Genomic DNA, 14,206 nt, shown 5'->3' on the forward strand with positions numbered 1-14,206 from the left:
GGTCAATCAATTTTAGATTTTAGATTTTAGATTTTAGATTGAAGAATTGACCCCACGGATGAATCCGGGGGCTTGTATGCTGGATGCTTTCGGTCAAAATTGGTCTTTCATGCCGCGCAATCGAGCGAAGGTTTGCACTGGATCACGGGTTTTGGCGACTGATTGGATGTTGGGAAAATCCCAGCGCAAAAATGGGTTGGTGCTTTTTTCGAGGCCGATCGATGATGGTATTGTAGGTTGCGATCGACTGCGGGCTTCCTTGACTTCGGCGAAGCGCTGCTGTAAATCGGGATTGTCGCCATCCACACTCAAGGCAAATTGCAGGTTGTTCAGCGTGTATTCGTGGGCGCACCAGACTCTCGTACTATCGGGCAAGTTTCGCAGTTGCCCGAGGGAGGCTAACATTTGAGTTGGAGTGCCTTCAAATAGTCTGCCACAGCCTCCAGCAAATAAAGTGTCGCCGCAGAACAATTCGCCGATTTCCCCTGGGTTGCTGGGGGGGAAATAGTAGGCGATGTGAGCTTTTGTGTGGCCGGGTACGAAGAAGATTTCGGCGCTTCTGCCAGCAAATTCAACGTGATCGCCCGCTTGTAAAAACACTTGCTGTCCGGGAATTCTGCCTCTATCTTCTGCCCCACCGTAAACTTTAATTTGGGGAAAGCGATCGATCAGTTGCTGGTTGCCGCCTACGTGGTCGCTGTGGTGGTGCGTATTGAAAATTGCTGTTAATTCTGCTCCGAGCGAGATCAGTTGCTGCAAGACCGGCTCTGCTTGCGCTGGATCGACGACGGCTGCTGTGTGGCGATCGGGGTCGTGCAGCAAGAAAATGTAATTGTCGGACAGTACCGGAAGCCGATAAACCTGCATAGAAAAGTGCCTCTCTCGGAAAAATATTATATAATTAAGTTAGTCTGAACGCTATCCGAAGGCTGATTGCAGATTTAGTAAGTCCACATATCTATCTTGGGAAGTAAAACTCTGATAAGTTATTTCTGCTGTTGAGCAAATTGATTTGCGGTCGGGTACGCACCATTTTTGAGTCAAGAACTGCAATCAGCTTTAACTATTTTGGCATAAAAGCGATCGAATAAATGCGAACATCTCACAACAAATCGAACTTAACAATTTCTCAAAAAGTCGATCGGATTGTAGCGTCTGGTAATATCACTCGTCGGGAACACTTAGTTTTGACTTCGGCTATCCTGTCAGATGATAAAATTTCAGAAGAGGATCGACATCAAATTAATCGGATATTTGATTATATCCAAATTGGTCGCCTCAAGTTTATCGATTGAACAGAAAGACTTGCACAGTCAGCATCTATCTGGAGTGTAAAAAGCGTTTTTTAGGAGTGCGAGCCTCCCGTCCCGCACAGCAAAGCCTATATATTTCGCTTTAATTCTCCGGCTCACGCGCAGTGTGAAAGCGTCTGATGTGGAAGTCTCAAATTAACAAGGCTCTTGGCAATCCCAGCTACAAAAACAGGCAGAAGAAAATGAGTGCAGAAAAACAAACTATTTTGGTGACTGGCGGAGCTGGATATATTGGCTCTCACGCGGTATTAGCGCTGAAAAACGCCGGTTACGGTGTGGTGATCTTGGATAATTTAGTTTACGGTCACAGAGATATAGTAGATCAGGCTTTGCAGGTCGAGTTGGTAGTTGGCGATACGAATGATCGCACTCTTCTCGACAACTTGTTTGCAACGCACAAAATTGATGCAGTAATGCACTTTTCTGCTTACGCTTACGTGGGCGAATCTGTTACCGACCCAGCTAAATATTATCGCAACAACGTCATCGGCACTATTACGCTTTTGGAAGCAATGATCGCTGCTGGGGTGAAGAAATTTGTGTTTTCTTCTACTTGCGCGACTTACGGCGTACCGCAGAAAATCCCGCTCACAGAAGACCACCCACAAAACCCGATCAATCCCTACGGTGCTACTAAGTTAATGGTAGAACGGATTTTGTCGGATTTTGACGCTGCGTATGATTTCAAGTCTGTTTGTTTCCGCTATTTTAACGCGGCTGGGGCCGATCCGAACGGGTTGTTAGGAGAGGATCACAATCCAGAAACTCACCTCATCCCGCTGGTGTTGTTCGCTGCTTTGGGGAAACGAGATTCGATCGCGATTTTTGGCACGGATTACGATACTCCTGACGGTACTTGCATTCGGGATTACATTCACGTTAACGATTTGGCATCTGCTCACATTTTGGGATTAGAATATTTGTTAAATGGTGGCAAATCTGATTTCTTTAATTTGGGCAACGGCGGCGGGTTTTCGGTGAAAGAGGTGATAGAAACGGCTCGCCAAGTGACGGGAAAAGAGATTAAGGCTGTTGAGTGCGATCGGCGTCCGGGAGACCCGCCTGCTTTAGTTGGCAGCAGCGAGAAAGCCATCAAAACCTTGGGTTGGTCTCCAGAATATCCCGACATTAAGAACATTATCTCCCATGCTTGGCAGTGGCACCAAAAACGCCACAACTCTTAGTCTGTAAGGTGCGCTGGGCGCACCTCACCATTACAGCCAAGTTTGATGAAATTCTTGTGGGGACTAGGGGTTGGGCGTCCCGCCCGCCCCAAAAATACAATATGCTAATAATATCTGCTAAATCGGGACAACTCGGCAACCGACTGCTGCTTTTTGCTAATTTCATTGCTTGGGCGATCGAGCATAATTTGACTGTTCTCAATCCGGCTTTTGAGGAATATGCAGAATTCTTTGGGAGAACTGCTGGGGATTTTTTGTGTTGTTATCCTCCTCCATATTTTACCGCCGCCGGCAACAAGTTTGTCAGAAGTAAATATTATAATTTTATTAAGTATCTCAGCAAGAAAAAACTATTAAAAACTCAAGAAATAACCCGAAAAGAACCTTTTAGTTGGGTCAAATATCAGGACATCGAACAAATCAAGCACGGTTCAATTGTTTCTTTTCAAGGCTGGCTATTTCGAGATGGCTGGTTTGTAGAAGATCTCCCCTATTTACACAAGTACGCCGACCCGATTAGAGCATACTTTGCACCATTAGAGCGATATAGAATTAATGTAGCTCGTTTGATATTGAATTTAAAAAATAACTCTGATATCCTCTTCGGAATTCACATCCGCCAAGGGGATTATGCTCAGCATCAAAAGGGGAGATACTTTTACACAACTGAGCAATATTTAGAAGTCATGAATTCTGTGGTAAGGCTATTTGACGGAAAAACAATCAAGTTTTTGATTTGTTCTAATATTTCGCCAAATCCGAGTTTATTTGATGATTTTAACTGTGGATTTGGCAGCGGTCATTTAATTGAAGATATGTATGCTTTGGCTGAGTGCGACTATGTTGTCGGGCCGCCTAGCAGTTATACTATGTGGGCTTCTTTTTATGCAGATAAACCTCTTTATATGATCCGCAATGTCAATAAAACAATTAACCTGAAAGATTTTGTACATTTTTATGAATGGCAAGGAATTTTTCACGAACGAGATGACTGGAGTGAGAGCTTTTGGGAGTGGACACACTGAGGTAAATAAGTAAATTAATGAATTCAAATAAATTAGCAGTTAAGGGATTTATCACTATTTTAACCGGTCTTTACTCTTTCCAGGATTGCGTTCATTTTCTGGCGTCTGTCAGGAAGTTTCACCGCGAACCAATTATTATTTTAATAGATAGAGTACCTCTAATTTTATATCCTTTACTTCAGGTGTTCGGAAATGTCATATTGAAACCTGCACCTTCTCACGAAAATCCTGTTTTAGCGTCGCGGTTAGCTAAGCTGGCTTTGTACCGAGAATCTCTGTTTGAGAAAACTATTTATATGGATTGTGATATTTGTTTACTGTCGCCAATAGATGAGGTTTTTGATTTTCTTGACGGGGTGGATTTGTTGGTGACGCAAGATGTGCAGCCTGCGATTGCTAAAGCTGCAAATTTATTAAGAGTCAAGCAGGATATTCTGTCAACTTTGCAGTCTGTCGGGTTGCCGCTAAATGAAAGTAGCATTCAATACAATGGCGGATTTATCGCTTTTACGAAAAGCAGTAAAACTCAGGAATTGTTTATAAACTTTAAGAAATATTTCGAGATGGTGGTTGCACATCAAAATGTGCTACTCTTAAAAGATCAGGGTGCTTTTGCGGCGGCTGTTGAATCTGTGAAACCGAAAATGACCACTTTGTCCCCTGTTTACAACTACTTGGATAAGTGGAAGGAAATTTATGCGATCGACAAACCGATTAAAGTAATGCACTGCACTTATCCTTACCGCCCTCAGTACGCCAAGAACGTGACGCGATCGCTCTTTACTAGAATAGTCGATCGCAGTACCCAAATATTTTTACAAAATCAACTTAACAACCCCTGGCGTTTAAAATAAGTCTTACTAATTTATTCAATATTTCAATCCTACCTGTTGTGCCACATTATACTGAAGAACTCTATCAATACTTGCAAAAAACATCCCAAGAATCAGCCAAAGAAATTATCCCTATCCTTTGGGAATTCGTGCAACCCAAGCGAGTAATTGATGTCGGTTGTGGCACGGGAACTTGGCTGTCAGCATTCAAAGAATTCGGCGTTGAAGATATTTTGGGAATCGATGGTGATTGGGTAGATACCAAAATGCTAGAAATCCCCGATGCTAACTTTTTAGCATTAGATTTAAACCAGCCTTTGCCCATTAAAAAACAATTTGATTTAGTTGTTTCCTTAGAAGTGGCAGAACACTTGCCCTCTGAGTGCGCCCCCATATTTGTAGAGTCTTTAGTTAAGTTGGGCCCAGTTATTTTATTCTCTGCAGCAGTACCATTTCAAGGGGGAACAAATCACGTAAATGAACAGTGGCCCGACTATTGGGCGAAACTATTTCAAGAGCAAGGATATGTGGCGATTGACTGCGTGAGAAATAAAATATGGCAAAACGATCGAGTTAAATGGTACTACGCCCAGAATATACTTATATTTGCCCAGGCCGAATATTTAACCACGAATCCTGTCTTGCAAAAAGAGGCCGCTGGGACTAACATTTTTCAGCTTTCCTTAATTCATCCGCAGCTTTATTTGCGAACGGCATCAGCAGCCAGCAATTTAAGACAAGAAATCAAAGATGCTTTAGCCTTAAAAGATCCGAGAATTTCCCTAAAAAAAGTATTTTTTGCTTTGCTACCCTTGACAAAAGCCCGGTTAAGTAGGAAAATAAAGCAACTTTTTTTGAAAAAAATTATCAAGTGAAAGTTTCATTAGTGGTGAGCGATTTGTCAGGAGGAGGTGCAATTCGTGCTTTTCTTTTAGCTCAAGTCCTGATCGAGCTTAAATGTGATGTAGAAGTAGTGGGATTTCAGTTTGGCACAGACTTGTATGCTATTCCTCCCAGAGACATCCCGGTATGTGCGATACCAGCTCAAAATTATCCGGGGTTTTTGATGGATGCTCAAAAACTTTGGAAAAAAATAGATGGGGATATTATTTATGCAGTCAAACCTAAACCTACAAGCTTGGGTTTATCGCTGCTAAAAAAACTGGCGAGTCGCCACTCTATAATTTTAGATATAGACGACTGGGAACTGAGCTGGTACGGTGGAGATGAATGGCAATACCGTCCCTCTTTCAAACAACTTTATCGAGATATTTTTAAACACAACGGTCAATTGAGAGAACCCGATCATCCCCTCTATCTCAAGTGGATGGAAAGTCTAATCCACCGTGCTGATGCAGTCACCGTTGATACTGAGTTTTTAAAACAGCGTTTTGGTGGTGTATATTTGCCTAATGGCAAGGATACTGCAATGTTCGACCCTGCTAAATACAATCCTGAATTGAGCAGACAGCGTTACGGCTTGTCCGGCTATAGAATCTTAATGTTTCCCGGTGCCCCGCGACCTCACAAAGGTGTTGAGGATGTTTTGAGGGCCCTCGAACAGTTAAATGAACCCGATTTAAAATTAGCGATCGTCGGCGGGAGTCCTTATGATGATTATGATGATAAACTTGTGAAACAATGGGGGCGTTGGATTGTTAAACTGCCAAGGTTTCCAGTGGAGACGATGCCGTCGGTTGTAGCGGCGGCTCATGTTGTCGTTGTTCCTCAGCGAGAAACTCTCACAGCCGTGGCTCAGTTTCCGCTCAAGCTGACAGATGGCATGGCAATGGCTAAGCCTGTTTTGTCTACGCGAGTGGGGGATATTCCAGCAATTTTAGGGGGAACGGGTTATTTAGTCGATCCTAGTTCTCCCGCTCAAATTTCACAAAAAATTCAATGGATATTTCAAAATTTTACAGCGGCTAATTTGCAAGGAATGAAAGCTCGGGAAAGATGTGTAAAAGAATATAGTATTCAAGCCATGAAACCGATACTTTCAGATATAATTGCAGGTATGTAAAGGTTATTTTAAAACTACTCAATGGAGGAGGAAAAGCTGGCTGTTATTAAAGAATATTTTGAGATGCCGTACTATTTAGCTGGGAATGCTTCATGTCTGCCAATAAGCTACTCCTAAAATTTGCCAGACGATATCCCGGCAGGATTCTCTTAACCGTGATGCTGGGCTTTTCTGGCGCTTTATTCAACGGTATCAGCACTACTCTGATTGTACCACTTCTTTTAAGTTTTTTAGATCATGCGATCGAGCTGCGGGGCGCTCCACCTCTCATTAAAACTTTGATGTATCCCTTTGAGGGAATGCCCGAAAATCAGCGTTTAATGTTGATGACGGGGGCGGTTGTGCTGGCAATTTTTTTAAAAAATGTTGCGAGTTATATCAATACTTTAGTAGCTACTTCTCTAACGCGCTCTCTGACTTTTGATTTGCGAGAAGCAGGTTTGCAGTTGTTGTTAAAAGTAGATTTAGATTTTTACTCTAAAACTAAAGTCGGGGATTTAATTAATAGATTGGGCGGAGAGATTGGTCGGACTGCTAGTGCAGTTGGCACGGCGATCGGAATGTTTACTACCTCAATCACGGTTTTGGTTTTTGTGGGTCTGCTACTTTCTATATCGTGGAAACTGACGCTGACAGCTACAGTTTTGCTGGCGTTAGTTGCTTGGGCAAATCAATATATTATTAACCGTTCCAAGCATTTTGGCTACCTGCTTTCTGAAATGTCGAAAGATTATTCGGTTAGGGTGCTGGAAACCATTACTGGGATTCGGCTGGTCAAGTCAACGGGGAACGAGGAAAGGGAGTATCAGCGCATCAAGCATTTAATTCAAAGGCGAGAACAAGCGGATTTTCAGGCTCAGGTAAATTATGCGGCGATCGCCCCAATTAACGAAGTTGTTAATTTGATAGTTATAATTTTGATTGTATTTATAGGCCGCACAATATTTGCACATGAGATAGAGTCTATTGCTACAATTTTATTAACCTATTTATTGGTACTGTTTCGATTGATACCTTTAATTTCACAGTTGAATAGCGGGCGTAGTCAATTTGCTAATACGTCGGCTAGTGTAGAGGTGGTTAATGATTTTTTGAACGGCGAGGACAAGCCATTTATGCTTAACGGTTCTGTGCCGTACACTCATTTGCGCTCTGGAATTCATTTTAATAAAATATCTTTTAGTTATCCTAACCACAAAAATTTAGTTTTGCAAGGAATTGATTTATTTATACCTCACGGCACTACTTTGGCTTTGGTAGGAACTTCGGGTTCGGGCAAGTCAACTTTGGCAGATTTACTGCCGAGATTTTACGATCCTACGGAAGGTCATATCTCGATCGATGGCAGGGATTTGCGCGAATTTGAGCTAAAAAGTCTCAGACAAGCGATGGGTATTGTTAGCCAAGATACGTTTTTGTTTAATGCTTCAGTGCGGGAAAATATTTCTTATGCTAGACCCCAAGCGACTGAGGAAGAAATTGTGGAAGCGGCGAAGGGAGCGAATGCTTACGAGTTTATCCAACTATTGCCGGAGGGGTTGGATACTCAAATTGGCGATCGGGGCGTGATCTTATCGGGAGGGCAGCGTCAGAGAATTTCAATTGCTAGAGCCCTGCTGCAAAACCCGGAAATCTTAATTTTAGATGAGGCAACGAGTTCGCTGGATACGGTTTCGGAAAGGTACGTGCAAGCGGCGATCGAGAAATTGAGCTACGATCGCACAACGTTGGTAATCGCCCACCGCCTCTCCACAGTCCAAAAAGCCAACAAAATCGCCGTGATCGATCGCGGACAAGTAGTAGAAATGGGTTCCCACGAAGAATTGCTAGCAAAAGGAGGTTACTACACTCGCTTGTATTCAGTGCAATTTGCCGAAGAAACCGCTCGCGATGAAGCTCTAATTAGAGGTTCTTACGAAATTCGCACTCGCCTGACTCCCATGATAGCTTACCTCAAATTGCTAGTAGATGAAATGGTAGACTCTCCCGAAGAAAGAGACGAGTTAATCAGAGAATCATTTCACTCTGCTGCTAATATTTTCACTACTTTAGAATTTATAGAAAACACTATTAAGCGTCAGGCTGTTAAAAAGTAGTCTGTTGGCAGTAGTCATTAGTCAACTGTCTGCACAGTCAACAATTACCAATTACCAATTACCATGTCCAAATATTATGTATTTTTTACCAGAAATATCTTGCCACAACCCAATGTAGCGAGCTTAGTTCAAGTTGCACACTCTGCCAATGCTGCAGCAAACCTCGGTTATCCAGCAGTTTTGGTATACCTCCGCAAAGGCTGGAGTGCTTTGAATCGGGTTGATTTCCTTTTTCCTTTTCAACCCAGGAAACCAGATGACAAACTTGCCAAAATTTACAATATTCAAGATAAATTAAAAGTAGCAGATTTGCCCATGCCTTGGCCGATCGACCTTTTGGACAGCAAATGGACGAGTTCCAGTACAATAGTATCAAAATACTATTTACCGATTCACCTGCTTAAATCCACTAAACTTGTCCACACCCGCGACTGGAACTTTGTCAAAGCAGCAGTTAAAAACGGGATTCCCGCTATCTACGAACAGCATCACCATGAAAACAAGCAATTTGAATCAGAAATTGTCCGCAATCCTCTGTTTCAGATTTCCGTAACTGTTGCCGATACAGTGCGAGACAGCATGATTTTGAATGGGATGCCGCCGGAAAAAGTAATTACGCTGCACAACGGTTTTAACCATTTGTTTCTCGCGAGACAAGCAGAAGCTGCCCAGAATTGGCGACAGCAATTATTAGAAGATGACAGACAGCATTTAGCAGTTTATGCAGGCGGACTTTACTCGTTTAAAGGTGTTGATATGTTGGTGGATGTGGCTAAGGAATTGCCGCTGGTTCAATTTGCGATCGCGGGCGGTGATTCATCCCAAGTAACAGCCTACCAGCAGTTAGCCAAATCCAAGCAAGTTAACAACATTAAATTTCTCGGCTACCTCCCTCAAAATCAACTGGCTAGCTTGCTGCAAGCAGCCGATGTTTTGACTCACCCGCACTGTTTGACAGAAGCCGCGACGTTCACATCTCCTTTAAAATTTTTTGATTACATGGCATCGGGAACTCCGATTGTAGCAACGGAGATTGCATCTTTAATGGAATTTAAATCGGGAAACATAGCAGCAATTTGGTGCGAACCGGATCACCCGCACCAGTTCGCGCAAAGCATTCGAGATAGTTTAACCAAATATCCGAGGAAAAGCGAAGGTTATGCAAAAACATTGAATTTTGTCAAGCAATTTTCCTGGGAAAATAGGATACAGAAAATTATGGGTTATGTAGATGAAGGCGTGCGATCGCAAATCATTTATTAATCCTCATCCGATAATTTTAAAATCCTCCGGGGCGAGTTTTACCAACAATCATCGCCTCAAATAAATAATCTCATAAACCCGCCCCGTCCACGCGAAAACCAGATTTATTATTAAAAATGAACCCAAAAATCATCGGCACAATCACCACCTATCCAGGCATGAACCAAAGCGACTGGCTGTGGCAACAAACCCCCCAAAACTTCGGCAAATGGGGCAACATTCAAATGGTTGCAAACCACCCAGAACCAGACTTTTTACTCATGTATCAATTCGACTTTCCACAACCGCCCAAAAAGCAATCGTGGGTCGATAAAATACGTCGCTACAGGCATCAAAACCAAGAAAACGACATTCGAGAAAAATTGCGCGGTGTCCCCAAGGAACGCATAATTTACCTGATCCGCGAACCACCGTTAGCAGAAGTTATTGAAATTACCAAAGCCAACTACGAACAAGCAAAACTTTATTGCGGTTACGTTTCCGGGCCCGACGATTTCGCACCAAACCCCAATTATATGCCCGCGATTTGGTATCACTCTAACTCGTTTCGAGAACTCGATGAAATGCCTGCGCCGCCAAAAACTAAATCCTGTTCTTGGATTACTTCAGGTGTTAGCCGCACCGCCAATCACCGACACCGATTAGATTTTATCAAATTGCTGCGATCGCAAGAATTGGATTTTGACCTGTACGGGCGAAACTTGCCAACTTGGGCGCGCGGGAACGGCACTGTAAACAATAAATGGCACGCCGTCGCACCATACTATTACAACTTAGCTATTGAAAATTATGCAGAAAACGATTGGTATGTCAGCGAGAAGCTTTGGGATGCTTTGTTAGCTTGGTGTTTGCCGATTTATTACGGCGGTTCGGCGGCGGATAAGTTGTTGCCCGCAGGGAGTTTTCTGCGGCTGCCAAGTTTGGATGAGAAAGGAGTAGAATTTATTAAAGAGGTTGTAGCTACTGCGGATTATTGGCACGAAGCCAGGGATAAAATTGCCGAAGCCAGACAAATCATTCTCCACGAATTGAACTTGCTCAATTGGCTGTCTAAGTTTGTATCTCAGGAAATAAAATTTAATGATTCGTAAAAGCAAGAACCCGGATTTCTATCATAAGTTATTGGGGGGAGGGGTGACAGGATGAAGGGGCGGCTTGACTGGCCAGTACGATCGCTCCTGTAGAGTATGTTGTATATTTTGAAGTACCAAGGAGAAGCTTGTGGCTTTAAAGAATTACGGTGTTTTAAAAGGTCGTCCTGTGGGACGGCGTTTGGCGATTACGTCTAATGCTCATTACCAAGTTCACTTAGTTTCGGAAGATACAGACTACCGAATTGCTATCAACGTAAAATCGCAGGTAGAACCGTCGGAATTAGAGTATTTGGTTGATGAAAATTTCTCTTATCCCATTTTGGCAGATTTGGCAGATTTGCCTTTGGGCTTCAAGGAACTGGAGAGAAAGCCCGGTGGTTTGGCACTTGATTTTATTCGCGGTAATTTGTTCGATCGCACTAAAATGATACCTCTACCCTTCAATGTACCGGGTGCGGATAATGACTTAAACGAGAAAATTGACAAATACGTGCAGCGGGCAATGTCGGATGAATCAGCTCATATCTATGCTTTCGGCGAGAAATGGGGGCCGGAAACCATCAAAGACAAAATCTTCGGCTTTTTGCCCGGTAACGGCATTCACGACATCCACATGAATCAGGGGAATGCCGGCAACTTTGCCAAAGATAACGGCGTTTGGCAAGACGGCGCAATGCTGGTACACTTCCCGTCAGAGAACCGCTGGATAGGCATTTTCCTGAAGTTTCAATCGCAAACTTGGCATTCTGACGACGATTTGGGACAGCCCATCCATACTATACCCGCACCCATTCCCGGCCAACCTCCTGTCAAAGTCGAGCCAGGTAAAGTTCCACAACCTGAGTATATTGTCAGAATTGTGGCGGCGTTAGTAAGTCCTGTGGGTGAAGATGCTGGAAAGGAAACCGTAACGCTGCTGAATGCTTCACCGGATGCAATCGATTTGACTGGATGGTCGATCGCAGATAAGTTAAAAAACAAGCATAGCCTTTCCGGTACGGTTGCTGCTGGTGCTTCTCTGGTCGTTACCTTGCCACCAAACGTGCAACTGAGTAAAAAAGGTGGCTTGATCACGCTGCTGAATAAAGAAGGTCTGAAAGTTGACGGCGTGTCGTACACTCAACAACAAGCACAGCGCGAAGGTTGGACGATCGTGTTTTAATTAGTTCGCGATCGCACGGGTGGTCAGAAACCGGGTTTTTTTGCGAGGATACTTGGTTACAGCCGACAGCAACAGCAAAAAACCCGGTTTCTTTGATAGTTGTAGACGTACAGGCGGTCAGCCCTTGTAGAGTGTAGGGTGCGTCGCTACAAACAATTCTCGCTACTTACAAATATGCGACACGCGACGCACCCTACCACAATTTATTCACTAAATATGAATGGAATTTGCACGCTTGCCAACGATACAGTTTACGACCAACTAATTGCCCTACTCAACAGTATAGAAGTTATCTTAGGCTCAAATACTCCTGTCTGTATTTATCCTTTCGACGACCAAATACAGCAAATCAAAGCTGAAATTGTCCACCGTCCCAACGTCTTTATTTATGAAGATAGCGCCTCTATTCAGCGATGGGACAACTTCATGCAAGCAGCCGCACCAGAGCGCTTGAACCGCAAAAAATTTCGGCTTTACGGCGCACATCGGCGCTTTTGCGCTTTCGACGGCCCGTTTGAAAAGTTTATCTATATGGATGCCGATACTTTGGTAATGAATTCCCTTGATGCGGTTTTTCAGAAGTTAGAGGAATCGGATTTTGTGGTTTATGATTTTCAATTTCTATCCCCAACTAAAGTATACAATATTCAGTCACCAAAACTAATCGAAGTTTTTGAGCAAAATCGGATAGACTCGGAAATATTTTGTTCTGGATTTTACGCCAGCAAGCAAGGATTGTTTGAGCAAAATACTAGGGAATGGCTGTTAGCTCAACTGCAATCGGGCGAGGCGGAAATTCTCTATGAAGGTGCGGGAGAACAGCCGTTGCTCAATTATATGGTGATGAAAACGGGGATGAATAGCTATAATTTTGCTTATAGCCTCCCGGATGGCGAAAAAACTGGGTGCAGCGTCACTTCCCAACATTTTCAAGAGCAAGATCAGATTTTGTACGACAAGGGAAACCGACTTACTTACATTCATTATATTGGTGTGCCGCCGGATTTAATTCGGAGAGTTTGTGCGGGCGAAAATATTGAGTTTCCCTATCGCGATTTGTTCCTGCATTACCGCTATCTCCGCGAACCGTCCAAGCGTCCGATTTTTGCCCAAGCGCCAAAGTCTTATACTGAGGTTTCTGCGCCGAATTTGTTAAAAAGGGTATTGAGAAGGTTGAGGATAAATGTATGAGTCGCGGTATTTATATTGTTGCGAATGATAAGGTGCTCGAAAGTGCGATCGCCCTTTTAAACAGCATACGTCTGTACAATTGTCAAGTACCTGTTTTTCTGATTCCCTTCGACGACAATTATCAGCAAGTGGCAGCGGCACTCAGCAGTCTCCACGGGGTGCGATTGTTCCCAAATCTGGAGTTTGTGGAACAGTTTACCAGAGAAATTGGCCAAACGTTCGATCGCAACTTTTTAGCCCTGCCTAACAAAATGCGAAAACTCGCCGCCTGGTTTGGCCCGCTTGACGAATTTCTCTACATCGATACCGATATCATCGTCTTTGAAGACATCGCAGACAACTTAAACAAACTATCAGAAGTAGACTTTTTTTGCTGCGACTACCACCACCTCAGCGAAAAACTGCGAAATGTATTTTCCCCCGCTGTAAAAGAACAAAATATCTTTACAGACTCACAGCTTCAAGATGTATTCAACAGCGGTTTTTGGGCCTCCAGAAAAGGAACTATTACAGAATCGCAAATGTATGAAATTTTGCGAGAATGTTCGCAGCATCGAGAATATTTTGACTTTACTCAAAATGTCACCGACCAACCTATACTAAATTATATCATTCTTAAGTTGATTCCTAAACGCTGCAATCTTGTTAAAGATTCAGCAACCGAACCTGGAAGCTGGGCTGGGTCCCAGCATTTTCAAGAAATAGATTATGTTCTTTATGACAAAGGCAAAAGGTTAAAATATATTCACTGGGCTGGAATACCCATTAAATCGGGTAGTCCTTATTGGAAACTTTGGAAACATTATCGTTATCTCAATGAGGAACAACCAAATTTAGTGCAAAAAATATTTCGGGCTTTCAGTAGGTGAGGATAAAATAATATGTTGTATTATTATCAACAAGCTTGGAAGAACAGGCAAGATGCCTGTTCCACAATTCATAAATTTGGTTGTGTTTTTGACACCAAACAAGCTTGGAAGAACAGGCAAGATGCCTGTTCCACAATCAATAAATTTTATTTC

At 43.1% G+C, this 14,206-nt stretch carries 13 protein-coding genes; 12 read left to right on the plus strand and 1 reads right to left on the minus strand.

The genetic code is table 11. The features are described from left to right. Window positions 1-93: 93 nt before the first annotated feature. Window positions 94-867, minus strand: coding sequence for a hydroxyacylglutathione hydrolase (gene gloB, locus QUA04_RS05810; protein ID WP_333254664.1), 774 nt, complete (start codon window positions 865-867; stop codon window positions 94-96). A gap of 224 nt (window positions 868-1,091) precedes the next feature. Between gloB and QUA04_RS05815 the strand changes: the two genes are divergently transcribed. The 12 genes from QUA04_RS05815 to QUA04_RS05870 all read left to right on the plus strand — a co-directional run bounded on the left by QUA04_RS05815 (window position 1,092) and on the right by QUA04_RS05870 (window position 14,053). Next, window positions 1,092-1,295: a hypothetical protein gene (locus tag QUA04_RS05815; protein ID WP_333254666.1), complete on the plus strand. Its 204-nt coding sequence runs from the start codon at window positions 1,092-1,094 to the stop codon at window positions 1,293-1,295. A 200-nt stretch (window positions 1,296-1,495) separates the two neighbouring features. Then, window positions 1,496-2,497, plus strand: coding sequence for a UDP-glucose 4-epimerase GalE (gene galE, locus QUA04_RS05820; protein WP_333254668.1), 1,002 nt, complete (start codon window positions 1,496-1,498; stop codon window positions 2,495-2,497). 101 nt (window positions 2,498-2,598) lie between these two features. Next, the gene (locus QUA04_RS05825) at window positions 2,599-3,522 is read left to right on the plus strand and encodes a hypothetical protein (protein ID WP_333254670.1); all 924 of its coding nucleotides are present in this window, start codon (window positions 2,599-2,601) and stop codon (window positions 3,520-3,522) included. 17 nt (window positions 3,523-3,539) lie between these two features. Then, on the plus strand, window positions 3,540-4,376 hold the full coding sequence (locus QUA04_RS05830) for a hypothetical protein (protein WP_333254672.1): 837 nt from the start codon (window positions 3,540-3,542) through the stop codon (window positions 4,374-4,376). 38 nt (window positions 4,377-4,414) lie between these two features. Continuing rightward, window positions 4,415-5,230, plus strand: a complete 816-nt coding sequence (locus tag QUA04_RS05835; protein ID WP_333254674.1) for a class I SAM-dependent methyltransferase — start codon at window positions 4,415-4,417, stop codon at window positions 5,228-5,230. Next, window positions 5,227-6,378, plus strand: coding sequence for a glycosyltransferase family 4 protein (locus tag QUA04_RS05840; RefSeq protein ID WP_333254676.1), 1,152 nt, complete (start codon window positions 5,227-5,229; stop codon window positions 6,376-6,378). Before QUA04_RS05835 ends, QUA04_RS05840 begins: the two co-directional genes overlap by 4 nt. A gap of 92 nt (window positions 6,379-6,470) precedes the next feature. Continuing rightward, window positions 6,471-8,474: an ABC transporter ATP-binding protein gene (locus QUA04_RS05845; protein ID WP_333254678.1), complete on the plus strand. Its 2,004-nt coding sequence runs from the start codon at window positions 6,471-6,473 to the stop codon at window positions 8,472-8,474. A 63-nt stretch (window positions 8,475-8,537) separates the two neighbouring features. Continuing rightward, window positions 8,538-9,737: a glycosyltransferase family 4 protein gene (locus tag QUA04_RS05850; RefSeq protein WP_333254680.1), complete on the plus strand. Its 1,200-nt coding sequence runs from the start codon at window positions 8,538-8,540 to the stop codon at window positions 9,735-9,737. Between the two features lie 116 nt (window positions 9,738-9,853). Continuing rightward, on the plus strand, window positions 9,854-10,828 hold the full coding sequence (locus QUA04_RS05855) for a glycosyltransferase family 10 domain-containing protein (protein WP_333254683.1): 975 nt from the start codon (window positions 9,854-9,856) through the stop codon (window positions 10,826-10,828). Window positions 10,829-10,958: 130 nt separating this feature from the next. Beyond that, complete coding sequence (locus tag QUA04_RS05860) at window positions 10,959-11,993, plus strand: DUF2278 family protein (protein WP_333254686.1); 1,035 nt, start codon at window positions 10,959-10,961, stop codon at window positions 11,991-11,993. Between the two features lie 216 nt (window positions 11,994-12,209). Next, window positions 12,210-13,184 (plus strand): Npun_R2821/Npun_R2822 family protein, encoded by a 975-nt coding sequence (locus QUA04_RS05865; protein ID WP_333254690.1) that lies wholly within the window; start codon window positions 12,210-12,212, stop codon window positions 13,182-13,184. Then, on the plus strand, window positions 13,181-14,053 hold the full coding sequence (locus QUA04_RS05870) for an Npun_R2821/Npun_R2822 family protein (protein ID WP_333254692.1): 873 nt from the start codon (window positions 13,181-13,183) through the stop codon (window positions 14,051-14,053). The genes QUA04_RS05865 and QUA04_RS05870 overlap by 4 nt, the downstream gene beginning before the upstream one ends. The last annotated feature ends 153 nt before the right edge of the window (window positions 14,054-14,206 follow it).

It is taken from the genome of Microcoleus sp. S13_C5 (genome assembly GCF_036700845.1).
GTDB lineage: Bacteria > Cyanobacteriota > Cyanobacteriia > Cyanobacteriales > Microcoleaceae > Microcoleus.

What these genes read in the sequence shown, in the direction of transcription:
- gloB (WP_333254664.1), bottom strand. Translation starts at nt 867, where the DNA reads ATGCAGGTTTATCGGCTTCCGGTACTGTCCGACAATTACATTTTCTTG.
- QUA04_RS05815 (WP_333254666.1), top strand. Translation starts at nt 1,092, where the DNA reads ATGCGAACATCTCACAACAAATCGAACTTAACAATTTCTCAAAAAGTC.
- galE (WP_333254668.1), top strand. Translation starts at nt 1,496, where the DNA reads ATGAGTGCAGAAAAACAAACTATTTTGGTGACTGGCGGAGCTGGATAT.
- QUA04_RS05825 (WP_333254670.1), top strand. Translation starts at nt 2,599, where the DNA reads ATGCTAATAATATCTGCTAAATCGGGACAACTCGGCAACCGACTGCTG.
- QUA04_RS05830 (WP_333254672.1), top strand. Translation starts at nt 3,540, where the DNA reads ATGAATTCAAATAAATTAGCAGTTAAGGGATTTATCACTATTTTAACC.
- QUA04_RS05845 (WP_333254678.1), top strand. Translation starts at nt 6,471, where the DNA reads ATGTCTGCCAATAAGCTACTCCTAAAATTTGCCAGACGATATCCCGGC.
- QUA04_RS05850 (WP_333254680.1), top strand. Translation starts at nt 8,538, where the DNA reads ATGTCCAAATATTATGTATTTTTTACCAGAAATATCTTGCCACAACCC.
- QUA04_RS05855 (WP_333254683.1), top strand. Translation starts at nt 9,854, where the DNA reads ATGAACCCAAAAATCATCGGCACAATCACCACCTATCCAGGCATGAAC.
- QUA04_RS05865 (WP_333254690.1), top strand. Translation starts at nt 12,210, where the DNA reads ATGAATGGAATTTGCACGCTTGCCAACGATACAGTTTACGACCAACTA.
- QUA04_RS05870 (WP_333254692.1), top strand. Translation starts at nt 13,181, where the DNA reads ATGAGTCGCGGTATTTATATTGTTGCGAATGATAAGGTGCTCGAAAGT.